Origin of the sequence: Bacillus pumilus (genome assembly GCF_009937765.1) — a bacterium.
Classification (GTDB): domain Bacteria; phylum Bacillota; class Bacilli; order Bacillales; family Bacillaceae; genus Bacillus; species Bacillus pumilus_O.
The window spans coordinates 2364967-2388318 of the sequence record NZ_CP047089.1 but is presented as its reverse complement, the minus strand read 5'-3'; the positions used below and the strand labels follow the sequence as shown (position 1 = coordinate 2388318).

General features: G+C 41.5%; 26 protein-coding genes. 22 read left to right on the top strand and 4 right to left on the bottom strand.

Annotation, left to right across the window (positions count from 1 at the left end; genetic code table 11):
* The first annotated feature begins 32 nt into the window (after positions 1-32).
* The 3 genes from GPS65_RS11800 to ypjB all read left to right on the top strand — a co-directional run bounded on the left by GPS65_RS11800 (position 33) and on the right by ypjB (position 2364).
* On the top strand, positions 33-800 hold the full coding sequence (locus GPS65_RS11800; protein WP_012010369.1) for a menaquinol-cytochrome c reductase cytochrome b/c subunit: 768 nt from the start codon (positions 33-35) through the stop codon (positions 798-800).
* Positions 801-901: 101 nt separating this feature from the next.
* A complete protein-coding gene (gene lhaT / locus GPS65_RS11795) occupies positions 902-1495 on the top strand; it encodes a lipoprotein heptaprenylglyceryl N-acetyltransferase LhaT (RefSeq protein ID WP_041815659.1) in 594 nt (197 codons plus the stop codon).
* Positions 1496-1560: 65 nt separating this feature from the next.
* A complete protein-coding gene (gene ypjB / locus GPS65_RS11790) occupies positions 1561-2364 on the top strand; it encodes a sporulation protein YpjB (protein WP_119125043.1) in 804 nt (267 codons plus the stop codon).
* Positions 2365-2394: 30 nt separating this feature from the next.
* On the opposite strand, the gene GPS65_RS11785 is transcribed toward ypjB, so the two are convergent.
* Positions 2395-3267, bottom strand: coding sequence for a YitT family protein (locus GPS65_RS11785; protein ID WP_012010366.1), 873 nt, complete (start codon positions 3265-3267; stop codon positions 2395-2397).
* 137 nt (positions 3268-3404) lie between these two features.
* On the opposite strand from GPS65_RS11785, the gene GPS65_RS11780 reads away from it, so the two are divergent.
* The 17 genes from GPS65_RS11780 to GPS65_RS11700 all read left to right on the top strand — a co-directional run bounded on the left by GPS65_RS11780 (position 3405) and on the right by GPS65_RS11700 (position 18355).
* Positions 3405-3740, top strand: a complete 336-nt coding sequence (locus tag GPS65_RS11780; protein ID WP_012010365.1) for a nucleotide pyrophosphohydrolase — start codon at positions 3405-3407, stop codon at positions 3738-3740.
* Between the two features lie 5 nt (positions 3741-3745).
* Entirely contained in the window at positions 3746-4549 is an 804-nt protein-coding gene (dapB, locus tag GPS65_RS11775; RefSeq protein ID WP_012010364.1) for a 4-hydroxy-tetrahydrodipicolinate reductase, read from the top strand.
* A 17-nt stretch (positions 4550-4566) separates the two neighbouring features.
* Positions 4567-4986, top strand: a complete 420-nt coding sequence (gene mgsA / locus GPS65_RS11770) for a methylglyoxal synthase (protein ID WP_012010363.1) — start codon at positions 4567-4569, stop codon at positions 4984-4986.
* The gene (gene bshB1, locus GPS65_RS11765) at positions 4973-5677 is read left to right on the top strand and encodes a bacillithiol biosynthesis deacetylase BshB1 (RefSeq protein WP_012010362.1); all 705 of its coding nucleotides are present in this window, start codon (positions 4973-4975) and stop codon (positions 5675-5677) included. The genes mgsA and bshB1 overlap by 14 nt, the downstream gene beginning before the upstream one ends.
* A gap of 2 nt (positions 5678-5679) precedes the next feature.
* Positions 5680-6825 carry an N-acetyl-alpha-D-glucosaminyl L-malate synthase BshA gene (bshA, locus tag GPS65_RS11760; protein WP_012010361.1) on the top strand — a complete coding sequence of 382 codons (1146 nt, stop codon included), beginning with the start codon at positions 5680-5682 and terminating at the stop codon, positions 6823-6825.
* On the top strand, positions 6818-8020 hold the full coding sequence (locus GPS65_RS11755) for a CCA tRNA nucleotidyltransferase (RefSeq protein WP_161985425.1): 1203 nt from the start codon (positions 6818-6820) through the stop codon (positions 8018-8020). The genes bshA and GPS65_RS11755 overlap by 8 nt, the downstream gene beginning before the upstream one ends.
* Complete coding sequence (locus GPS65_RS11750) at positions 7993-8976, top strand: biotin--[acetyl-CoA-carboxylase] ligase (RefSeq protein ID WP_119125041.1); 984 nt, start codon at positions 7993-7995, stop codon at positions 8974-8976. The genes GPS65_RS11755 and GPS65_RS11750 overlap by 28 nt, the downstream gene beginning before the upstream one ends.
* Before the next feature lie 197 nt (positions 8977-9173).
* The gene (gene panB, locus GPS65_RS11745; protein ID WP_012010358.1) at positions 9174-10013 is read left to right on the top strand and encodes a 3-methyl-2-oxobutanoate hydroxymethyltransferase; all 840 of its coding nucleotides are present in this window, start codon (positions 9174-9176) and stop codon (positions 10011-10013) included.
* Positions 10010-10876: a pantoate--beta-alanine ligase gene (gene panC, locus GPS65_RS11740; RefSeq protein WP_119125040.1), complete on the top strand. Its 867-nt coding sequence runs from the start codon at positions 10010-10012 to the stop codon at positions 10874-10876. The genes panB and panC overlap by 4 nt, the downstream gene beginning before the upstream one ends.
* On the top strand, positions 10869-11252 hold the full coding sequence (panD, locus tag GPS65_RS11735) for an aspartate 1-decarboxylase (RefSeq protein WP_034620444.1): 384 nt from the start codon (positions 10869-10871) through the stop codon (positions 11250-11252). The genes panC and panD overlap by 8 nt, the downstream gene beginning before the upstream one ends.
* A gap of 113 nt (positions 11253-11365) precedes the next feature.
* On the top strand, positions 11366-14158 hold the full coding sequence (gene dinG / locus GPS65_RS11730; RefSeq protein ID WP_161985424.1) for an ATP-dependent DNA helicase DinG: 2793 nt from the start codon (positions 11366-11368) through the stop codon (positions 14156-14158).
* Between the two features lie 132 nt (positions 14159-14290).
* Positions 14291-14461: a YpmA family protein gene (locus GPS65_RS11725; protein WP_003215469.1), complete on the top strand. Its 171-nt coding sequence runs from the start codon at positions 14291-14293 to the stop codon at positions 14459-14461.
* Positions 14462-14473: 12 nt separating this feature from the next.
* Positions 14474-14959, top strand: coding sequence for a cell wall elongation/penicillin-binding protein regulator TseB (tseB, locus tag GPS65_RS11720; RefSeq protein WP_012010354.1), 486 nt, complete (start codon positions 14474-14476; stop codon positions 14957-14959).
* Positions 14960-15074: 115 nt separating this feature from the next.
* Entirely contained in the window at positions 15075-16367 is a 1293-nt protein-coding gene (asnS, locus tag GPS65_RS11715) for an asparagine--tRNA ligase (RefSeq protein ID WP_088001079.1), read from the top strand.
* Positions 16368-16464: 97 nt separating this feature from the next.
* Entirely contained in the window at positions 16465-17169 is a 705-nt protein-coding gene (locus GPS65_RS11710) for a DnaD domain-containing protein (RefSeq protein ID WP_012010352.1), read from the top strand.
* Positions 17170-17186: 17 nt separating this feature from the next.
* Positions 17187-17849: an endonuclease III gene (nth, locus tag GPS65_RS11705; RefSeq protein ID WP_012010351.1), complete on the top strand. Its 663-nt coding sequence runs from the start codon at positions 17187-17189 to the stop codon at positions 17847-17849.
* A complete protein-coding gene (locus GPS65_RS11700) occupies positions 17846-18355 on the top strand; it encodes a YpoC family protein (RefSeq protein ID WP_012010350.1) in 510 nt (169 codons plus the stop codon). Before nth ends, GPS65_RS11700 begins: the two co-directional genes overlap by 4 nt.
* Before the next feature lie 34 nt (positions 18356-18389).
* On the opposite strand, the gene GPS65_RS11695 is transcribed toward GPS65_RS11700, so the two are convergent.
* Together GPS65_RS11695 and recU are read right to left on the bottom strand one after the other, a co-directional pair.
* Entirely contained in the window at positions 18390-21101 is a 2712-nt protein-coding gene (locus GPS65_RS11695; protein WP_012010349.1) for a PBP1A family penicillin-binding protein, read from the bottom strand.
* 37 nt (positions 21102-21138) lie between these two features.
* Entirely contained in the window at positions 21139-21756 is a 618-nt protein-coding gene (gene recU, locus GPS65_RS11690; protein ID WP_012010348.1) for a Holliday junction resolvase RecU, read from the bottom strand.
* A gap of 46 nt (positions 21757-21802) precedes the next feature.
* Here recU and GPS65_RS11685 point away from each other — a divergent pair, with 46 nt between their 5' ends.
* Positions 21803-22759, top strand: coding sequence for a DUF2515 domain-containing protein (locus GPS65_RS11685; RefSeq protein WP_012010347.1), 957 nt, complete (start codon positions 21803-21805; stop codon positions 22757-22759).
* A gap of 22 nt (positions 22760-22781) precedes the next feature.
* Here GPS65_RS11685 and sspM read toward each other — a convergent pair whose 3' ends face one another.
* Entirely contained in the window at positions 22782-22886 is a 105-nt protein-coding gene (gene sspM, locus GPS65_RS11680; protein WP_012010346.1) for an acid-soluble spore protein SspM, read from the bottom strand.
* A gap of 196 nt (positions 22887-23082) precedes the next feature.
* Between sspM and GPS65_RS11675 the strand changes: the two genes are divergently transcribed.
* Positions 23083-23316 carry a YppD family protein gene (locus tag GPS65_RS11675; RefSeq protein ID WP_225970028.1) on the top strand — a complete coding sequence of 78 codons (234 nt, stop codon included), beginning with the start codon at positions 23083-23085 and terminating at the stop codon, positions 23314-23316.
* Positions 23317-23352: the final 36 nt, after the last annotated feature.

Genomic DNA, 23352 nt, shown 5'->3' with positions numbered 1-23352 from the left:
TTTGATGAATGTTCAATGAGGAGGGGATGACTTTGCATAGGGGAAAAGGGATGAAGTTTGTCGGAGACTCTAGAATTCCGGCAGAAAGAAAACCTAACATACCTAAAGACTATTCCGAATATCCGGGAAAAACAGAAGCCTTTTGGCCGAACTTTCTCTTAAAGGAATGGCTTGTAGGTGCCGTTTTTTTAATTGGATTTCTTGTCCTAACTGTGGTTCATGCACCTCCGCTTGAGCGGATGGCTGATCCAACAGATACCGGCTATATTCCGCTGCCAGACTGGTATTTCCTATTCTTGTACCAGTTATTAAAATATGAATTTGCTGCAGGTGGCTATACGGTAGTTGGTGCGATGATTATGCCTGGGATTGCGTTTGGTGCACTGCTGCTCGCACCATTTCTTGATTCTGGTCCTGAACGTAGACCGTATAGAAGACCGGTTGCAGTGGGGATGATGATCCTTGCAGTCGGCGCAGCAACATATTTAACATGGGAGTCTGTTGCTACTCATGATTGGGAAGCAGCGGCAAAGCAAGGTGAAATTAAGAAAGAAGCAGAAATTGATACATCGGCGGCAGAGTATAAAATTTATCAGGAGCAAACATGTATCTCCTGTCATGGGGATAACATGCAGGGCGGAGCAGCCGGACCGTCACTTGTTGACAACGGTCTTGCACCTGAGGAGATCGCTAAGATTGCTGTTGAAGGAAAAGGTAATATGCCTAAGGGTATCTTTAAAGGCAGTGATGAAGAACTTGAAAAGCTGTCTAAATATTTATCTGAGGTCAAATCTAAATAATTCAGTTGTTTAAATGCAATTACAAGGATATACTCAAAAGAGAAAAAGCTGGCGCTGTCAGCTTTTTTTCTGATTTTATTAGATCGTGAGTGAAGAGACGTATGAGATGGATTCAATATCTACTAGCCACACGCTATATGCTTGTGCTAATCCTGATAATTAATTTCCTTGGCACTGTGTACGGCTACTATTGGTATATTCCACAGCTTGTTGAAACGCCAGCTATCTTTTTAGCTTTTGTTCCAGACAGTCCAACGGCAAGCTTTTTCTTTTTATTTGTTCTACTTGCGTTTTTGATGAAACGTAATGCTCCTTATTTTGAAGCACTTGCCCTCGTGACCTTAATTAAGTACGGGTTATGGGCTGTAGGAATGAATATCTTTGTCCTTTTATCTGTTGATGATTTTCCGTGGGAAGGATACATGCTGATTGGGTCCCACTTTGCGATGGCGGTTCAAGCCGTATTGTTTGCACCGTATTATCGTTTTAAAATGCGTCATTTGGTCGTAGCTGGCATATGGATTTTACATAACGATGTGATTGATTATGTATTTGGTATGATGCCGCGTTATTCTATGCTGTCTGCCTATACAAACGAGATCGGCTACGTCACGTTTTGGTTAAGCATTGCCGTTCTTCTTGTTTCATATTATCTGGTCCTATCGAAAAAATCGATCAAGCTTGAACTCCCTTAACAATATTGGTCTAACCTTGTCCTTTTCTTCATACGCTGTATGGAGAAGGGCTAGGAGGGACTTGCATGAAACGAAAGCCAATCGCGATAATTCTATTATTTTTTCTCGTATTACAGCCATCTGTTGCCAAAGGCGAGGAAACAGCAGCTAGTGTGCTGCAAGAATTAACGGAACTATCAGATTCAATCTTTCAATTAACGAGACAAGCTAAATATGATGAGGCGTTACAGGTCGCATTGTATGTTGAAAAGACATTTAAAGCTGAGAATTGGCGCGGAACGCTGACAAATACGCAGATTCGACAAATTACAGTTGGCTATCAAGATATCATAAAAGGGCTGCCGCAGGAAGAATTGAATGAGCGCGAAAAGCTTCGTTATGCCTCACAGTTTAGAATGCTACTCGATGCGATCCAGTCAGACTCTGAGCCACTTTGGGGTTCGCTGGAGAAGCCCATTATGGGGTCTTTTCCTACATTGAAAAAAGAAGTGAAGGATCCGGAGTCAACGACGTTTTATGAAACTTGGAATGAGCTAGTTTCTTTATACGATATGATCTATCCGAGTTTAACCATTGATGTTTCGCCTGAAAAGCTGCAAACGATTAAGCAACACATGGAAGTGATTGAGCAAGGTGAATTTTTAAAAGCATCAAGTGGGACAAAGCTTGAGCGCCTCACAAAGCTTGAGGAAGATTTATCGAGTGTGTTTGCTCACGTGGATCAAGATGAGGCTGACCCATCGCTTTTATGGGTCATTTTAACAACAGGAAGCATCATTTTATTAACGTTAACGTATGTAGGATTTCGGAAATACCGTGCTGAGAAAGAGAAGAAACAAAAACGACAAGCTGACTATCCGAAATCATAAAAAAGAAGCACCATTTTTGGGCTTCTTTTTTTAATGCGGATTAAGCGGCTTTTTGTGTTCATCTAATGTGAAGCCTTCCCCAAGTACATCATGGACGTCACTGACGGATACAAACGCATGAGGATCGACTGAGGTCACGACGCTTTTGAGATGGACAAGTTCATTTTTCGGGACGACGCAATAAAGGACGTTGCGCTCCTGTTTTGTATAAGAACCAACCCCTTTTAAAACGGTGACACCTCGCTCCATTTCCTCTGTAATTTTCTTTTGAATGATGTCATCTTTTTCAGATATGATCATGGCGCCTTTGGCTGCGTAAGCGCCTTCTTGCATGAAGTCAATGACCTTCGCAGCAACAAATACTGCGACGAGCGTATACATGGCTTCTTTGTAATTTAAATAAGTAAGAGAAATCGTAATGACGCAAGCGTCGAAGATGAACATTGTTCGCCCCATAGCCACTTGATAATGCTTGTTGATGAGTCTTGCGATGATGTCAACACCACCGGTAGTACCACCGAACTTAAAGATGATTCCAAGGCCTGTTCCGATAAACACACCAGCAAAGAGCGCGGCAAGGGCCAAATCGTGCTGAAGAGGCATATGTATTTGAAAGCGCTGGAAGATGGCGAGAAAGACAGAAAGACTGACGGTGCCTACAATTGTATAAGTAAACATGGTTCTGCCGAGCATTTTCCAGCCGATAAAAAAGATCGGAATGTTTAAGACAAGGTTTGAAATGGATGGGTCAATGTGGAATAGAAAATATAAAAGCAGTGTAATACCTGTAAATCCGCCTTCCGCCAAATTGTTCTGCATATTAAAATGAACAAGACCGAAAGAAAAAATCGCAGATCCTATTAAAATAAATACGATATTCTTAAGACGAATTTCTTTTAGCAAGAGACCACTCCTTTTTTTGCTTAGACAGCGATAATATTATATGGTATGGGAGAGAAACAAGCAAACTGAGTTTTAAACATTTGTCAAATATTTATGATTTCGCTAACATGTAAGAGATGGATAGGAGGATGAGCTTCATGACGAATGAAAAAACGCTGCGTTACGTGCAGCAAGAAGTAGATGATTACATAGGACAATTTAAAGAAGGCTATTTCAGCCCGCTTGCCATGATGGCCCGCCTGACAGAAGAATTAGGCGAGCTAGCAAGAGAGGTCAACCATTACTATGGAGAAAAGCCGAAAAAAACAACGGAAACAGAAAAAAGCATGGAAGAAGAAATTGGCGATGTTTTATTTGTGTTAACATGTCTCGCTAATTCACTAGATATATCATTAGAGGAAGCACATGATCGTGTGATGCATAAATTCAATACTAGAGACAAAGACCGCTGGACGAAAAAAGAAGGGAAGTAGAGACGATGACGAATCAAACCATCAAAGTAGTAATCGCTGGAGCAAGAGGAAGAATGGGGATAGAAGCTGTGAAGCTGGCAGAAGAGACGAGCCATTTTGAGCTAGTGGCAGCCCTTGATCACGCGCACGAAGGAAAAAAATTATCTGATGTGATTCATACAACATCTGAGGCGCCAATCTATACAGATATTGATGTGTGTCTTTCAGAGACAGCACCTGATGTCTTAATTGATTTGACGACACCAGAAATAGGAAAAGTACATACAAAAAAAGCGCTTGAACATGGCGTACGTCCAGTCGTCGGAACCACTGGATTTTCTGAAGCTGATCTGAAAGAGCTCCAGCAATTAACAGAAGAAAAGGGCATAGGCTGTATTATTGCACCAAACTTTGCTGTCGGTGCGGTCTTAATGATGAAGTTTGCCAAAATGGCAGCAAATTACTTTCCTGACGTTGAAATCATTGAGCTTCACCATGATAAAAAACTAGATGCTCCAAGCGGTACTGGTCTTAAAACTGCTGAAATGATTGCAGAAGTTAGAGAAAGCAAAAAGCAAGGACATCCAGATGAGAAAGAATTAATAGAAGGTGCACGAGGCGCAGATTATGACGGGATCCGCCTGCACAGCGTAAGGCTTCCAGGTATGATTGCACATCAAGAAGTACTATTTGGAATGGACGGACAGACGCTCACCATTCGTCATGATTCTTATAACCGCGCCTCATTTATGTCAGGTGTAAAGCTTTCAGTTGAACAAGTCATGCACATTGATCAACTCGTCTATGGTTTAGAAAATATCATTGACTAATAAGGAGTGAATTCCTGATGAACATTGCTTTAATCGCTCACGATAAGAAAAAAAGTGACATGATCCAATTTGCCATTGCGTACCGTGATATATTGGCAGATCATACACTTTACGCAACAGGGACTACAGGTTTGAGAGTGAAAGAAGCGACGGGGCTTCCCATTCATCGTTTCCAGTCAGGCCCGCTTGGAGGAGATCAGCAGATTGGTGCTTTAATTGCTGATAATGCAATGGATCTTGTGCTCTTTTTTAGAGACCCGCTTACCGCGCAGCCGCATGAGCCAGATGTATCTGCACTCATTCGGCTTTGCGATGTGTATACGATCCCACTAGCCACCAATATGGGGACCGCAGAAATTTTAGTCAGGAATTTAAATAAAGGTACGTTTGATTTTCGAGATGTAGCAAAAAACGGAGGAACAAATGAAACGACTTGATATCCTTGCTTTCGGAGCCCATAGTGATGACGTAGAGATCGGTATGGGCGGAACGATTGCAAAATACGTAAAAAAAGGGGCGCGTGTCGGAATTTGCGACTTGACCCAGGCTGAATTATCTTCGAATGGAACGGTAGAGAGCCGTCAAGAGGAAGCAAAAGCGGCTGCCGCCATTTTAGGCGTGTCAACGCGAATCCAGCTCACGCTGCCAGACAGAGGTCTTTATGTAAATGACGAAGCAATGAAGGACGTTGCAAGCGTGATTCGTACATACAAACCGAAACTGATTTTTGCTCCGTATCACCAAGATCGGCATCCAGATCATGGTCATGCGGGTACACTTGTTGAAGAAGCTGCTTTTTCGGCAGGGATACATAAATTTGAAGATTCATACAAGCAGCCTGCGCATAAAGTAAGTCAGATGTATTATTACATGATTAACGGTCACCATCGTCCAGATTTTGTGATTGATATTTCTGAGGAAATGCATCAAAAGATTGATAGCTTGCATGCGTATCAAAGTCAATTTGTGAAATCTGCGAATTCAGTTGAGACACCTCTTGTGAACGGATATATTGATTTTGTCAAAATGAGAGAGTCTATGTATGGAAGGGAAGTCAATAAAGCTTATGCAGAAGGGTTTATCACAAAGAAACCACTTTTGATTGATGACGACTTACTTGGGGGGTAATTATGAAAAAACTAAAGGTCGGAATCACTTGTTATCCAAGTGTCGGCGGATCGGGCATTATTGCGACGGAACTTGGAAAACGTTTAGCTGAAAAAGGGCACGATGTTCATTTCATTACCTCAAGTATTCCGTTTAGGCTCAATAAAGTGTATCCGAATATTTATTTTCATGAGGTGGATGTCAATCAATACGCTGTTTTTCAATATCCGCCTTATGACCTTGCATTAGCAAGTAAACTGGCAGAAGTCGCAAGACGAGAGAAGCTTGATATTATTCACGCGCATTATGCGGTGCCTCACGCCGTCTGTGCGTACTTAGCGAAGCAAATGACTGGACACTCTGTAAAAGTTGTCACGACGCTTCATGGGACGGATATTACGGTTTTAGGCTATGATCCATCATTAAAGGAAGTCATTCGCTTTGCAATTGAATCATCAGACCGGGTAACAGCGGTGTCGCATTCATTAGCTGCGCAGACGTACGACCTCATCAAACCGAATAAAAAGATCGAAACAATCCATAATTTTGTCGATGAGCGTGTATACTTGCGTGATGATCACAATGTGCTGAAGAGACACTATGGTCTTTTAGATCATGAAAAGGTCGTCATCCATGTATCGAATTTCCGCAAGGTGAAGCGGGTGCATGATGTCATTCATGTATTTAAAAAAATCTCTGAACAGGTGAATGCAAAACTGCTGCTCATTGGGGATGGTCCTGAAAAATCGGTTGTTTGCGAACTCGTGAAAAAGCTGGGACTAACAGATCGCGTGTTATTTTTAGGAAAGCAAGAGAAAGTAGAAGAGCTGTATTCCATCAGTGATTTGAAGCTGCTTCTATCTGAGAAAGAGAGCTTCGGACTAGTGCTTCTTGAGGCAATGGCATGTGGTGTCCCATGTATTGGGACTGATGTTGGCGGAATTCCAGAAGTCATTACACATGGGGAAACAGGTTTCCTTGTCCCGCTCGGTGATATAGACGCGGCAGCTAAACACGCAGTCTCTATACTCAAAGACAAAGCGCTTCATGAGCAAGTGTCGGCGGCGGCCCAGTCTAGCGTTCAAGCCCATTTTTCTTCTGAAAAAATTGTAAGTGAATATGAAGAGCTTTACCTAGAATTGATCGAAGGTGATGATGAACATGAATGAACCATTCACACATGCGATCCCTATTTTACATACACTGCACGAACATGGATATCAAGCTTACTTTGTCGGCGGAGCAGTGAGAGATGTCCTTTTAGGCAGGGAAATCGGCGATATCGATATAGCAACGGATGCAACGCCTGATACGGTCGAGTCTTTATTTGAAAAAACAGTTGATGTTGGCAAAGAGCATGGCACGGTCATAGTGTTACATGATGGGATGAGCTATGAGGTGACGACGTTTCGAACTGAATCAGAATATGAAGATTTTCGCAGGCCGAAAGAAGTGGCGTTTATCACATCCTTGAAGGAAGATCTTTTAAGAAGAGATTTAACGATCAATGCGATGGCCATGGATATAAATGGAGAAATCATTGACCATGTTGGGGGCAAACAGGATATTGAGCGGAAACGAATTCAAACCGTAGGAGATCCTGCGTGCCGCTTTCAGGAAGATGCGCTTCGTATGATGAGAGCGATCCGTTTTTTAAGCCAGCTTGGCTTTGAGCTCGCTGCAGAAACAGCTGAAGCAATGGAAAAAGATAAGCACCTCCTTGCCAACATATCCGTTGAACGCAAAAAGATTGAAATGGAAAAGCTTTTAAAAGGACGTTATTGTGAGCGGGCGATCAAAGTGCTTATTTCTACCAAATTATATGAAGAATTGCCGGGTCTCGAAAAGGATCGTCTGCAAGACTCCTTTCAGACATTTCCGTATTATTTACTGGATGGGCTGGAAGAAGTATGGGGGGCTGTCATCCATTTGCTTGGCTTAGATGAAGAGAAGGCCGTACTCTTCTTAAAAGAATGGAAGCTGTCAACAAAGCTATTGAAAGACGCGGTCGCTATTAGCCGATACGTCGATTGTGAATGGAATGCCGAAAAGATGTTTGAAGCTGGTGAACACGTGCTTTTATCTAGCTTGAAAATTACACAGCTAAAACACGAGCGGCGCATTTTCTTTGACGAGCTGGAGGTTGCCAAGAGTTCTTATGATGCACTGCCGATTAAAACGCTTCAAGACCTTGCTGTTTCAGGAAAAGATTTAATGGCCTTTCGGCAAAAGACATCAGGTAAATGGATCGCAGAAGAGCTTGATATGGTGAAAAAAGCCGTTCTGCACAATCATTTGGAAAACCGAAAAGAAGCCATAGAGGAGTGGCTTACCGCATGCGATCAGCAATTAGAAAACGATTAATTGAACTATTTACAGCATCTAGTCAGGACTTTGTCTCGAGTCAGCAAATATGTGATGAGCTTGGTTGTTCTCGAACAGCTGTTTGGAAACATATGGAGGACTTGAGAAAAGAGGGTTATGAAGTAGAAGCCGTCAGAAGAAAGGGTTATCGTCTGCTTCGTAAACCGGACAAAATTAGTGAGGACGAAATTCTATTTGGTCTAGACACAGAGAGTTTTGGCAGACACATATATTTTCAGAAAGAAGTTGCATCCACCCAGCTGATTGCCCATGATCTTGTAAATGAAGGTGCGCCCCACGGCACGCTCGTTGTCAGTGATCACCAGACAAACGGGAAAGGCCGCCTTCAACGGGCGTGGCATTCACCAAATGGGACAGGCATCTGGATGAGTCTCATTCTACGACCTGAAATTCCTCTGCATAAAGCGCCGCAGATGACGCTTTTGGCATCTGTCGCCATCGCAGAAGCCATTAAAGACCAAACAGGACTCGGACCTTCGATTAAATGGCCAAATGATATTTTATTAAATGGCAAAAAAGTCGTTGGCATTTTGACTGAATTAAAAGCAGAGGCGGACCAGGTTCATGCGGTGATTATTGGACCGGGCATTAATGTGAACCAAACGGCTGTTGATTTTCCTGATGAACTAAAGAATATCGCCACGAGCCTGCGAATGGAACTGAATGAAAAAGTGGACCGTGCTGCGCTCATCCAACAGATCATGTCCAATTTTGAAAAAAGATATGCTGATTATATAAAGCATGGATTTGCGCCCATTAAACAATTATGGGAATCGTATGCGATGACAATCGGTCAGCATATTGTGGCCCGCACCGTCAATGGGCAATACACTGGAAAAGCGCTCGGAATCAATGAAGAAGGTGTATTATTGCTTGAAACGGAGGAAGGGATCCAAAAAATCTACTCCGCAGACATCGAGATCAAGTCAACTTAAGTGGAACACCCGGCACAATTTTGATATACTTCGTGTGGGCAGTATCTGAAAAGAGCTGTACCTGTTAGAAACAAAAATTTGATCAATTTCTGCCTTGATCCTAAGGGACTTGGACAGAGGGATGATTCGCCGTGCATGAGAAATCAAAACATGTGATGTGAGGCAAACCATCTCCTCTCCAGAATGAGGAGGAACAAATGAAGACAAAGCTAGATTTTTTCAAAATGAAAGAACAAAACGAACCAATTGTGATGCTGACAGCATACGACTATCCATCTGCAAAGCAAGCAGAAAAAGCGGAAGTCGACATGATCTTAGTGGGTGATTCACTTGGGATGGTTGTACTTGGACTCGATTCGACAATACAAGTCACGATCGATGACATGATCCATCACACAAAAGCAGTGAAAAGGGGCGCAAAAGACACATTTATTGTGACAGATATGCCATTTATGTCTTATCATTATTCATTAGCAGAAACATTAAAAAACGCAGCACGCATCATGCAAGAAAGCGGTGCGGATGCCTTAAAGCTAGAAGGCGGAGATGGTGTATTTGAATCCATTCAAGCTCTCACAAGAGGCGGGATTCCTGTCGTCAGTCATTTAGGCCTTACACCTCAGTCAGTTGGAGTACTTGGCGGTTATAAAGTGCAAGGAAAAGACCACGAAAGTGCGCAGAAATTGATTGAAGACAGCTTGAAATGTGAGGAAGCTGGTGCGATTGCACTTGTCCTTGAATGCGTACCTGGTGAACTGACAAAACGAATTACCGACATGCTGAAGATTCCTGTGATCGGGATTGGTGCAGGGGCTGAGGCAGACGGACAAGTTCTTGTTTACCATGATGTGGTAGGATACGGGGTGTCTAGAACACCTAAGTTTGTGAAACAATACGCGCAAATTGATACATTATTAGAAGAAGCGCTTATTCAATATACGAAAGAAGTAAAAGCACACACATTTCCAGAAGACAAGCATACATTTCATATCAAAGAAGAAGTCCTTGATGGTTTATATGGGGGGATCAAAAAATGAACGTTGTCACCCATATTCACGAGTTGAAGGAATTGATTAAGCAACATCAAGAAAAGCAGCATTCCATTGGCTTTGTCCCAACGATGGGCTTTCTTCATGAAGGACATTTGACGCTTGCGAAAGAAGCAAGGGATCAAAATGACCTTGTAGTCATGAGCATCTTTGTCAATCCTCTGCAATTTGGACCGAACGAAGACTTTGAATCCTATCCACGGGATATGGAAAGAGATCAGCGCCTTGCAAAAGAAGCAGGAGTAGATATTTTATTTACACCTGATGTGAAAGAAATGTATGCAAATGAACCATCGATCACGATGACGGTTCGAAAGCGGACGGATGTCTTATGCGGGAAAAAACGTCCGGGACATTTCGACGGTGTTGTTACGGTGCTTACAAAGCTATTTCATCTTGTAGCACCAACAAATGTATACTTTGGTCTAAAGGATGCACAGCAAGTCGCTGTGATCGACGCGATGATCAAGGATTTCTTCTTTGATCTTCACCTTGTCTCAGTACCGACAGTTAGAGAAGAAGACGGTTTAGCGAAAAGTTCAAGAAATGTGTACTTGTCTGATAAAGAAAGACAAGAAGCACCTGCTTTGTACCGCGCACTGAAAAAAGGACAGTCAGCGATTGAAAATGGTGAACGTGACGTCAGTCGCATTTATCAGTTGGTAGAAGAGGATATTCTTCAAACAAGCGGGGAAATTGATTATATTGAAATTTACTCCTATCCAGAGCTTGAGCCGCTTAAGCAGTTAGCAGGTCAGGTCATCATTGCGATTGCGGTGAAATTCTCACGGGCAAGACTGATTGATAATGTCATATTCCATGTTCCTGAAAGCGGTGAAAAGCATGTATAGAACCTTTATGACTTCTAAACTTCATAAAGCGACGGTAACAGAAGCAAACTTACATTATGTTGGAAGTATCACCATTGACGAAGATTTACTTGATGCGGCAGGTATGATGGCAAATGAGAAAGTACAGATTGTCAACAATCACAATGGCGCGAGACTTGAAACATATATTATTCCGGGTGAAAGAAAGAGCGGGGTCATTTGTCTAAATGGCGCAGCAGCAAGATTGGTTCAGCCGGGTGATGAAGTGATTATTATCGCTTATGGAATGCTCTCAGAAGAAGAAGCAAAGACGCATACACCAAAAGTGGTCGTGTTAAATAAAGAAAATCAAATTGAACAAATGATTGGGCAAGAGCCTGCGAGAACGATTTTATAACGCATGCTCCAATGAAACAGAACAGTTTAAGAAAAGAAGCTGTTCTGTTTCAGCTATTTTTGCCCAGAGCGTGTTTCACTTCGAGTGAAACGAGGAATTGAGGTGTCCATTTTATGGCCGATCAAAGGTTTGTTGTCGTTGATATTGAAACCACCGGGAATTCACCCAAAAAGGGTGATAAAATCATTCAAATTGCTGCGGTGGTCATTGAAAATGGACAAATTGTCGAACGGTATTCAAAATATGTGAACCCGGGAAAACCGATCCCAGGATTTATTGAACAGCTGACAGGCATTCAGCAGCATATGGTTGACGATGCGGTGTTTTTTGAGGATATTGCCCAAGAGGTGTATGATCTCATTCAAGGCGCTTATTTTGTTGCGCACAATGTTCATTTTGACTTGAATTTTTTAAATGATGAACTAAAAGCATGCGGGAAAAATGAGCTAGATGTGCTAGCGATTGATACAGTTGAAATTTCTAGAATTCTTTATCCAGAGCTTGAAGGCTATAAGCTCACTGAACTAAGCGAAGAGCTCATGCTTCCACATGACCACCCGCACAGGGCGGATAGTGATGCGGAAGTTACTGCTATGTTATTTTTAACCTTACTCCATCAATTAACGCATACACCGCAAAATGTGCTAAAGCAGCTGCGTAGATTATCCTCTTATCTTTTAAGTGATATAGGACTTTTAATCCAGCAGCTTGAAACGAGTGATGCTAGCCGCGAAAATTCATTGGTAGAAGTCGGCTCTTTTGCTGTTAAAGATGTCACCAATTCTGAAAAGGATACGACAAATTCAGTAGGGGAAGACGATGAACAGCTGTTTGAGGAGATCAAAAAGAAGCTGCCCCAAACAGTGGAAGGCTATGAAGTAAGAGAAGGACAGCTCAAGATGATGAATAAAGTGAGAGATGTGTTTCATGAAAGAGCTTATGCTTTAATTGAAGCGGCACCAGGTATCGGAAAAACGCTCGCATACCTCATACCAGCTGCATTAGAAGCAAAGAAATCAGGAAAACCTGTTATTATTAGTACATATTCCATTCTTTTGCAGCAGCAAATGCTTCAGCGCGATATGCCGATTTTAAATCAATTGCTCCCATTTGAACCAGCAGCCTGTGTATTTAAAGGTCGGGCGCATTATATTTGCTTAGATAAGTTTGAGCATGTACTGCATGAGGAAGATGATAACTATGATGTGGTCTTAACGAAGGCGCAAATATTAATGTGGCTCCTTGTAACAGAAACGGGTGATTTATCTGAGCTAAATTTACCGTCGGGAGCTGCCAATATAAAAGACCGAATTTCGTGCGTGCACATGCCGTTTACATCGAAAAAGCGCCGGTTTAAAGAATACTGCTTTTATGAGCGTGCGAAAAGAAGGGCCAAAACAGCTGATTTAATTTTAACAAATCATCGCCTGCTCTTATCACAAACGGAGGCATCATCTATCTTTCAGCATGCAGACGTATATGTGATTGACGAGGCTCACCAATTTGAGAAAACAGCCAATGAAACGCTAGGGGATAGCGCGTCGTATATCCAGCTTCATGCGAAATTAACGCAGCTTGGCTCCTTACAGGGCGGTTTGTTAAAGAAGCTGAAAAAAAGATTTCACGCTTCCGGCTTACAGACGGACACCTTTATCGAAATGGATGAGTATCTTCATCAGCTTCAAATGGAAAGTGACGCCTTTTTTAGTACCGTCCATTCTTTTGTCAAAAGGACAAAACCAAAAGCAGACATCAATCGTCTCATTCATAGAGTACGTCATCAGTCGAAGCATGCGCAGTGGAAACGGATTAAAGAGACGGCAAGTAAGCTTTGTTCCTTGTTAATTGCTTGTGAAAAGCTGTATGAACAGCAAAAAAGCGAGCTTCTTCAAAAAAGTGATCAACTGACAGAACACTTTGCGTTTGAAGCAGAGGAATACGATCAAGTGATGTCGTTTATGCAAACATTTTGCAGTACGCTGTACCGGTTCATTTTTGAACCGAAAAACGATGAAACGGTTTGGATTGAGATTGATGCAAAGGGTGCCAAAAACGCTGTCTTTATGCATGCACAGCCGCTAGATACTGGAGAGCTTTTAGCAGATCGCTTTTTTATGAACAAAAAAAGTGTTGTTCTCACATCAGGGACACTGACAATCAATGGTCGCTTTGATTATTGCTTAGAACGATTTGGTCTGCAGGACTTTTATCCGCATCTTGTACAGATTGAATCACCGTTTGAACTTGAAAAACAGCTCAAGGTGATTGTGCCAGCTGATATGCCGCCGATTACGAACCGTGATGAGCGCGACTATGTAAAGCAATCAGTACGGTACATTAAGTTGATGGAAAAGCAGCACCAGGCGAAGATATTGGTGTTGTTTAATTCACATGAGATGTTAAAAGCAGTATATGATGAACTGAAAACAGAAGGGATGCAAGCTGCCCTTTTTGCTCAAGGTTTGACGGGTGGTAGTCCTGTTAAATTAACGAAGATGTTTAAATTAGCAAAACATGCGATTTTACTTGGTACGGGTAGTTTTTGGGAAGGTGTCGATTTTCCTGGATCAGAGCTGACAACAGTCATTATGGCACGTCTTCCGTTTCGACCGCCTGATTCACCGCTTATTGAAGCAAAATGTGATGCCGCTAAAAAACAGGGCAAAAATTCGTTTAAAGCCGTTGCTCTCCCAGAAGCTGTGTTAACCTTTAAACAAGGTGCAGGCCGCTTGCTACGCTCTGAAAAAGACATAGGCACATTGCTCATTTTAGACCGCCGAGTGAAAACCGCGTCATATGGAAAGCTATTTTTAGAATCACTCCCTCACGCGCCGGTTCACGAGATGACAAGAGAATCACTTGAGGCGTATATAGAGGAGCTCAACAACGAAAAGCCGCTGTCATAAGCGGCCTTTAGCTGGTGTGGGTTTGGAGTTAATTTATCGTAACGGCTTTTTGTGTTCCGTTGTAAAAATAGTATCGGTTCCCGCGCCGAAAAGTATGACTAACAATATTTACGTACCGAGGAGGAATTAGAAGTGGAAAGTAAAATAGAGGTACTTTCAACTGTTCACATTAAGCATTCAGAGGACCTGTATAAAATTGTTGACTTATTGAACAGAACGCTTAAAAGAGAAGATCTCATGTTTGGACTTGCATTAGATCAAGAAGATCAAAATCAAGCGATATTTACAATATATCGCACATAGGGGAAGCTTGACATGAAAAAAATAGTTTGGATCATCTCATCCGTTGTGGCTTTTGTTTTGCTTATTGGCATCATCAGCTTTACATGGATTTATCAGATTGCCATGGGGCAAAAAGAACAAGGTCATGAAACGGCGATTGAACGAGCGAAAAAACAAGCAGACATCGTACAAGTGGAGCAAGTAGAAACCTTTGTCGGAAAAGAAAAACAATTTATTGTGGAAGGGAAAAACAAACAAAATGAAACAACCTATGTTTGGGTACCTGCCAGCAAAAAAGAAAAAGTGATCGCAAAAAGGGCAAAAGATGGTGTAACCTCAAATCAAGCAGTACAAGCTGTTCAAAAGGAGAACACGGTCTCTAAGCTAAAGGACGTTCAATTAGCAAGAGAAGGTGATGTACTCCTTTGGGAAGTGACGTACTTAAATGAAAACAATCAATACAGCTTTAGCTATGTCGATTTCTCGACAGGACACGTAGAAAAAAATGTAACACCATAGTTTCTCCTGTCTTGCGTTGACCATGCTGATTTAGAACGGTTATAATAAAATGTATGAAAAAAGAATCACACCTATCGAAAAGGTGAGCTTCTTTCTGGCTTTGGAGGGAATTATGTTGAAAACAACGATTAATCAAGTGTTCAAACATGTCGATGAAGATGTAACCATCGGCGCATGGATTGCCAATAAACGTTCAAGCGGTAAAATTGCATTCTTGCAGTTGCGTGACGGGACAGGCTTTATTCAAGGAGTCGTAGTAAAAGCAGAAGTAGAAGAGGAAGTCTTTAAGCTTGCAAAATCAGTCACTCAAGAAACATCTGTCTATGTGACAGGACAAGTAACAAAAGACGAGCGTTCACCTCTTGGTTTTGAATTGCAAGTGAAATCCATTGAAGTGATTCATGAAGCAACTGACTACCCGATTACACCAAAAGAGCATGGAACAGAATTCTTAATGGATCACCGTCATTTATGGCTTCGTTCTAAAAAGCAGCATGCCATTATGAAAATTCGTAACGAAATCATTCGTGCTACATATGAATTCTTCCATCAAGAAGGCTTCGTGAAAGTAGATCCGCCAATTTTAACTGGAAGTGCACCTGAGGGCACAACGGAGCTGTTTGCGACGAAATATTTTGATGAAGACGCATACCTTTCTCAAAGTGGACAGCTTTACATGGAAGCTGCTGCTATGGCACTTGGGAAAGTATTTTCTTTCGGTCCAACATTTAGAGCTGAAAAATCTAAAACAAAACGCCATTTAATTGAGTTTTGGATGATCGAGCCTGAGATGGCTTTTGTCGAATTTAATGAAAACCTTGAGTATCAAGAAAACTATGTAACTCATGTGGTTCAAAGTGTACTTGAAAACTGTAAAGTGGAACTGCATACACTTGGCCGTGATACAGCAAAACTAGAAAATATCAAAGCACCATTCCCGCGTATCACTTACGATGAAGCCATTAAATTCTTGCAAGAAAAAGGATTTGACGATATTGAATGGGGAGATGACTTCGGCGCGCCTCACGAAACAGCGATCGCTGAAAGCTACGATAAACCAGTGTTTATCACTCACTACCCAACATCATTAAAACCATTTTACATGCAGCCTGCACCAGATCGTGATGATGTCGTTCTTTGTGCAGACTTGATTGCTCCAGAAGGCTATGGAGAGATCATTGGCGGTTCTGAGCGTGTTCATGATCTAGAGCTTCTAGAAGCAAGATTGAAAGAACATGGACTAGATCAAGAAACTTACAAATGGTACACAGAATTAAGACAATATGGTTCTGTCCCGCATTCAGGTTTCGGTCTTGGACTTGAACGTACAGTTGCTTGGATTAGTGGAGCGCCGCATGTGCGTGAAACCATTCCTTTCCCAAGATTATTAAACCGTTTATATCCTTAAGACGTGAAAGCCTCCAACATATGGAGGCTTTTTCAAACATTTTTGAAGGAGCACGTGAAATAAAACGTGATATACTTAAAGTGAAGAGGTGTATCCGATGAATAGGCAGCAATTTATTAATATGCAGCAAATGGGGTCGACCAGTTTGCCTAATTTGCTGATTGCTCATTATGAGCAGTTAGGACTGAATGAATCACAAATGATGGTGATGCTTAAGATTAAAATGAATGAAGAACAAGGTGTGTTCTTTCAAACATTTGAAGAGCTTTCCCATGGGATGACCATTTCAGCTGAAGAGTGTGCGTATATGGTTCAGCATTTAATTCAAAAAGGATTTATTTCGATTCAGCCGTTTGAGGACGGGTCTGGTATTCAGCATGACCGTTACTCAGTTGAGCCATTATGGGGCGTGTTGTATGACTTTTTAGAGGCAAAACAAGCGAAGGAAGGTCAAAAACTCCATGTACAAGCTGAAAAGTCTTTATATGCTTTATTTGAAGATGAATTTGGCAGACCGCTTTCTCCTCTTGAAGGAGAAACACTCTCCATCTGGATGGATCAAGACCATCATGATGCTGAAATGATCCGCCTAGCATTAAGAGAAGCGGTGTTATCAGGAAAATTAAATTTCCGTTATATCGACCGAATTCTGTTTGAGTGGAAAAAGAAAGGGCTGAAAACAGCGGAAGAAGCAAAAGAGCATAGCCAGCATTTCCGTTCTCAGCAAAAAGCGCCACCTTCAAAAGAAGAGGCGTCAACATATAAGCGACAAGTTCCTTTTTATAATTGGCTGGAACAATAACCAATAAAGGAGAAGTCATGTTATCAAAAAAACAAATCAATGAATGTTTAGATATTATAGGAGATATGTTTCCAGAAGCTGAGTGTGAGCTAGTTCATTCCAATCCATTTGAACTTGTGATCGCTGTGGCACTCTCAGCGCAGTGTACAGACGTGCTCGTCAACAAAGTGACCAAAACGTTATTTCAAAAATATAAAACACCAGAAGACTATTTAAGTGTACCACTTGAAGAATTGCAGCAAGATATTCGTTCGATTGGTCTTTATCGAAATAAAGCCAAAAATATTCAAAAGTTGAGCAAAATGCTAATTGAAGAATATGGCGGGGAAGTGCCTAAGGATCGGGATGAGCTTGTGAAGCTTCCTGGGGTGGGCCGAAAAACAGCAAATGTTGTCGTTTCGGTCGCTTTTGGGGTGCCAGCAATTGCAGTCGATACACATGTAGAACGTGTCAGCAAGCGACTTGGAATCTGCCGCTGGAAGGATTCTGTTCTCGAAGTAGAACAAACCTTAATGAAGAAGGTACCAGAAGAAGATTGGTCTGTGACGCATCACCGCCTCATCTTTTTTGGCAGATATCACTGCAAGGCCCAGCGTCCGCAGTGCGAATCTTGTCCACTTCTTGATATGTGTAGAGAAGGGCAGAAGAGGCTGAAAAAAGGGTTGGTGAAGCTGGCATGAGCGGGGTCGTTGTTTTTTCCTCATATGTCGAAAAACTAAAAGGGAAAAAGATAGAGTTGAAAGGTGAGCGAATGGACATCCTTAGAGAGCATCCACTCGCATATGATCTATCATCAGAACGTTTAACAGATGAGCTTCCATGGCAGAAAACAGAAGAATTTGTTCCTGTGATGTTCGAACTATGGAATGAATTAAAAGAAAAAATGCTTCCTCGTTTTGAAACAAGAAAGTCTCGGTGTGAAGAAGATGATATGCTGCAAGGGATTGTCAGTATGATTGCGGTGTTTTACTGGATCAAAGGGGAGAGAATTCAAACGCTTGAATGGGAACATATTAAGCAAGAGACATTTCCCGTTGCCCCTATTAATTGGACAGAACGTTTAGAGTTCATTCTGCTAAAACCAACTCAATATCACTGCTTTATTCAACTAGACGAGCTATACACAGAACTAAAAAAGCAGTATGGAAAATATGAAGCACTTAAAAAGATTAGACAAAAGCGTTAAAAAAGCACTTGCCACAGAGGCAAGTGCTTTTTCATTATTCATTTTCTTTTCGATTAGGAGAAGTTGATTGCGAACTTGAGCTTTGTGTGTTCGTTTTCGTATCATCTTTCTTTTTATCTTTATTGTCAGTTTGTGAGTTGCTGTTCCCATTTGTACTGTCTGAGCCATTATCGGAAGAACCATTATTTCCGTTTTCCGTATTTCCGCCTTGATCCTGATCTTTATCTTTGTCTTGATCTTTTTTATCATCTGGCTTTTGCTCATCAGTGCCTGGGGGTTGATTTTTGTTATCGTCAGTCTTGTCTGTCTGCTCGTCATCAGGCTGCTGCGGTTCTTCTTCTTTGTTCTCATCATCTGCTTTTTCTTCTTCATCTTCATCATCCTTGATGGTGAGGAAGGTAGAAGCTGCTTTACTTGTAACATCCTCTACAGTGGCTGTTACTTGGAATTTATAAGTAGAGCCAGGCTTCACATCAGAGATGACCGCTTCTTTAGCAGAACTGTTTTGAATGTCTTTATAGCCGCCGTTATCAACCGCTTGTTTTACATTAAATGTAGCATCTGCGTCGTCATCATAGCCCCAAGTCAGTGTGATGGATTTTTTCTCCTCATCGTACACTGCTTTTAAGTCAGATGGCTTATCGGCTTCTTTTTTCTCATATGTGTCAGATACTTTTGTCGGAACCGTTCCTTTTACAAAGTATTCTGTTGTCTTCTTATCACTTGGTGTATTTGGTCCGGCTAATTTCGCTGGATCCGATCCTTTTTCAACCGTCGCTTCAACGACACTGTCTGGTTTTTCAAATGAGCCGCTTCCATCATCAATTTGAGAAATTAATCGCTGGAAGACGATTTTGGCAACACGCTGCTCATAATCTGTGAGCCACATTTTGCCGTCCGCATCTTTTGAATTACCGATTCCAGTCCAAACGGCTGCTGTATATTGCGGCGTATAACCAACAAACCACGAATCTTTCGCACCGCCAGAAGGAATATTGTATTTATTAATATCATCTTGTGTAAAGTTCGTTGTACCTGTTTTACCAGCAACTTGAACGTTCGGTACTTGTGCAAGTGTACCAGTTCCAGATTGGACAGCAGTTTTTAGCATATCTGTGACCATAAAGGCTGTGTAGTCACTCATAGCCGCTTTAGAATCTGGTGTAAGGTCAAGCTTTGTACCGTCATTAAATTCAACAGACGTGACAGCATGCGGTTCGTTATAATATCCATTATTACCGAATGCACTAAAGGCCCCAGCCATTTTTAGAGAGGACACGCCATCGTCAAATCCACCGATTGAATAAGACTCTGGAATGTCTGACGGTAAGTCCATACCTAAGTTGTTAGCAAATTGAACGGCATTGTCTGTGCCAGCTTCTTGGAAAGCCTTTAGGGCAGGGATGTTTCGTGATTGTGCCAAAGCACTTCTCATCGACATTTTCCCTAAATGTCTTCTGTCAAAGTTATTAATCGGTGTACCGTTTGAGTACGTATACGGCGCATCATCAATTTGCTGGTACGTTGACCATTTTTTGTTTTCAATGACAGGACCGTAATCTAAAATGGGTTTAATTGTTGAACCTGGCTGACGTTTTGCATCAGTTGCATAGTTAAAGCCGCCGGCTGGTACATCACGTCCACCGCCAATAGCTCGGATTTCACCATTTTTTGTATCAAGCAAGGTGACACCCGCCTGCATACCTTTCGTAAATCCAACAGAATCCCCATTGATAATATCATCTAGGTGATCCTGAGCTTTACGATCGAGTGAAGTATAGATTTTTAATCCATCTGTTGATACATCTACTTTGGCTTTTTTCTGTACTTCTTCCATGACTTCTTCAATATAAGCAGAGTACTTACTTGAGTTCTGGCTCTTATATTTATCAGCAGGCACTACGGTCTTTTTGACAGGGGTTGCTTTTGCCACTTCATAGTCTTTCTCAGAAATATAGCCTTGTTTTTTCATGAGGCCTAACACGATATTACGACGTTTTTCTGCTGCCTCAGGATTTTTCACTGGGTTATAAGCAGAAGGGCTCTGCGGCATACCTGCAAGTGTGGCAGCCTGTGCAACAGTTAGCTTATTTAAATCTGTCACGCCGAAAAATTGTTCAGCCGCTTTCCCAACACCGTAAGCATAAGGCGAGAAGAAAATGCGGTTTAAATACATTTCTAAAATTTCATCTTTAGAGTACTTTTGCTCAAGCTGAATCGAGAGCCATACTTCCTGTACTTTACGTTTTAACGTTTTTTGATTGGTAAGTAGAGTATTTTTCACAACTTGCTGTGTAATTGTACTTCCACCTTCAGCTCCAAAGCCGTCCTCAACGTTTGCGACAAGGGCACCGCCAATACGGATTGGATCAATCCCGTGGTGTTTATAAAAACGTGCATCTTCCGTTGCAATAAATGCTTCTTTTACCACATCGGGTATATCTTTAATCGAGACATACGTTCTTTTTTCCGCACCGACTTCTGCAAATACTTTTTTGTCTATGTCATAAAGCTTTGAAGAATAAGGTGTTTTGAGCTTACTATCATCAATTGAAGGAGCGCTTGATGCAAAAACGGCAAAAGTTGTGATTCCGGCCACTAGACATAGAAGACCGATCACGAGTAAAGATAAAAATATTTTTTTAAATAGACCTGCTTTCTTTTTGCCTTTTTTGTTCTTTTGCTTCTTATTGTTTTCTTGACTTGCTTTACGTCGCTGTTCACGACTTGTAAATTGATCAGACATCACATCTCAACCTTTCGTGTTAAACCTTTTTCGAACGTTATTGATACTCACTTTCATCCGAAAAATGAAGTGTCTCCACTACTTTAATATAATCAATTCTTGGCGAATATCCAAGTGTCATTAAGTGACCGGCTTCCATTAGTTCATCTTTACTAATGGATTTCCGGCCGTTTAGTTTCTGCCGTTCCCAGAAGAAAAAGAGATCTGAAGCGGGCAAATAATAAACGGAGCCAAATGCGGATATAATAACGAAACAAATACCGCCTTGCTTTTCAACCTGTTTCATATGCTCAATTTGATGTTCATGAAAATTTTTGAGCGGAAACGAGGTGGTGCTTTTGGTTTCCTTTGCTTCAAAATCGATATAGCGCCCTCTGTACACTCCATTATAGTCTGTTGTGGATGATTGTTTAAAATAGGCTTCTTTGATCACAGCAGCGCTTCTTTTTGGATAATCCACGTTCACAATTTGAACGGGGGTAGGCTTTTTATGAATGACTGCGATCCCGTTGACCAAATAGTACTGGTTGGTTTCGTTTAAGTCAGCCTCAAGAGTCATCCCGCGGTTACTATAAGAGGATTCGCCGCTAATTCGTTTTTTTGTCCCAATTGGTTGAATGGGCTGATACGATTTTCCGTTTGGATACCGAATCATCAAGTTTCAGCCTCCTTTTAATGCATTTTGTATTGGAGAGATACTTATGTTGTCACAAGAAGAGCACATCATCACTCAGCATATATTGCGTGAAACGAAAGTGAAAAATAAAGACAACCTGACGAGGACAAATGCTTACAAGCGCTTTTATGATCGTCATCCAGAGATGAAATGGTCGCTGCTTGCTTCCTTTGTCTCGAGAAATGCTGGATGGTCTATGACGGATCTAAAGGGCGAGCTCTTCCATCCAGGTTTAACAGATCAAGAGGGGCACCTTTTTTTCACAGCATATGAAAGAGCGAATTGGCTGATCTTTTCAGATGCTTACCCCCAGCTTCTTTTGTATGAATGGTCTAAGCGGTGCGGCAAACCTTTGTTCCATCTGCTTCCGTATTTTTCTGTCTCTCGTTTTATGAGCACTGAGTGGGAACGTTTTTGGCTAAAGCGTGACACAGAGCGTCTACTTTATGCACTCATCATAAATGAACAATATACTATACAATCTCCTATTATACAAAATCCTCTTCTGAAAAAGAATGTTTTTCACTCGATTCAATATCTGTTTAGCGAGTGGGGACATTTTCAAACCGTTGTTTTCCCAACGGTTGACGGGCATTTGTACGGGTTAACCATACGGAAGTTTTCCAACGTAAAAGAGCGTATTACATTAGGGAAAAAACTAGCGAAACTATTATTTCGGGCCGATTTATTTTCGGATTTTTATCATTTTTTGCATACTGTTCCGCATACCGGATCACGGTTTGATTTTGAGCCGTTTTTAGGGATCGCTAGAAGGTCAACACCTTTTCTTCGAACTGTTTATCCAGTGATGACACATTCATTAGACGATCAAAGAGAAGATTGGTTTCAAAAGAAATTGAGCCCAACTTTGTTTGATGAAGAGACGTTACCAAAACAAATTGAACTGACCGACTGGTATTTTCATAAAAAAAGACAGCTGCGTTTTCTTTTCTCATTAGAGCACTATTTTTTGCATAAATAAAAAGCAGGGGGTACCTGCTTTTTTACGTAGATGGTCGATTAGGACCGCCAAGCTTTTTATCAAGCTGATCTGTACTGTTTTCTTTCCCTTTTGGCTTTTGCTCTTTTGGTGCTGGCTGCTTTTTCATGAAATCTACCTCCTTTGTCCTTAGAATTTACACAATCGGACGCAATCATACAAAGAAGGACAAGCAGATGTCGAAAAGGAAGAAATAGCGCTCATCTACACATAGATTGGCGATTTGCTTCTAGTTTTGTCATGTGTGAAGGAGGGTGTGAAAGAAAAGAGAATGTAACGAGAGACGATAAAGGAGGAATCTGATGATGAGCGAATTTGTATCAAAAGAATCCATTTTGCAGTTATTAGAGGAAATCGAACGAAAAATTGATGCGGTGGAAGAAGAACTATCTCTTGCTGTGAATGAAACAACACGAATAGCCATAGAAGAGCAAGAGCAAATGATAGACCGGCTTGAATCGGAAGTAAAGGACTGTGAAGGGAAGATTCACGTAGCTGAGTATCAACTGGCGGCAAGACCGGCATACCACGCAGGGTAGCTTTCTATTTGAGCAATAAGTAAACGTTTGATAGGA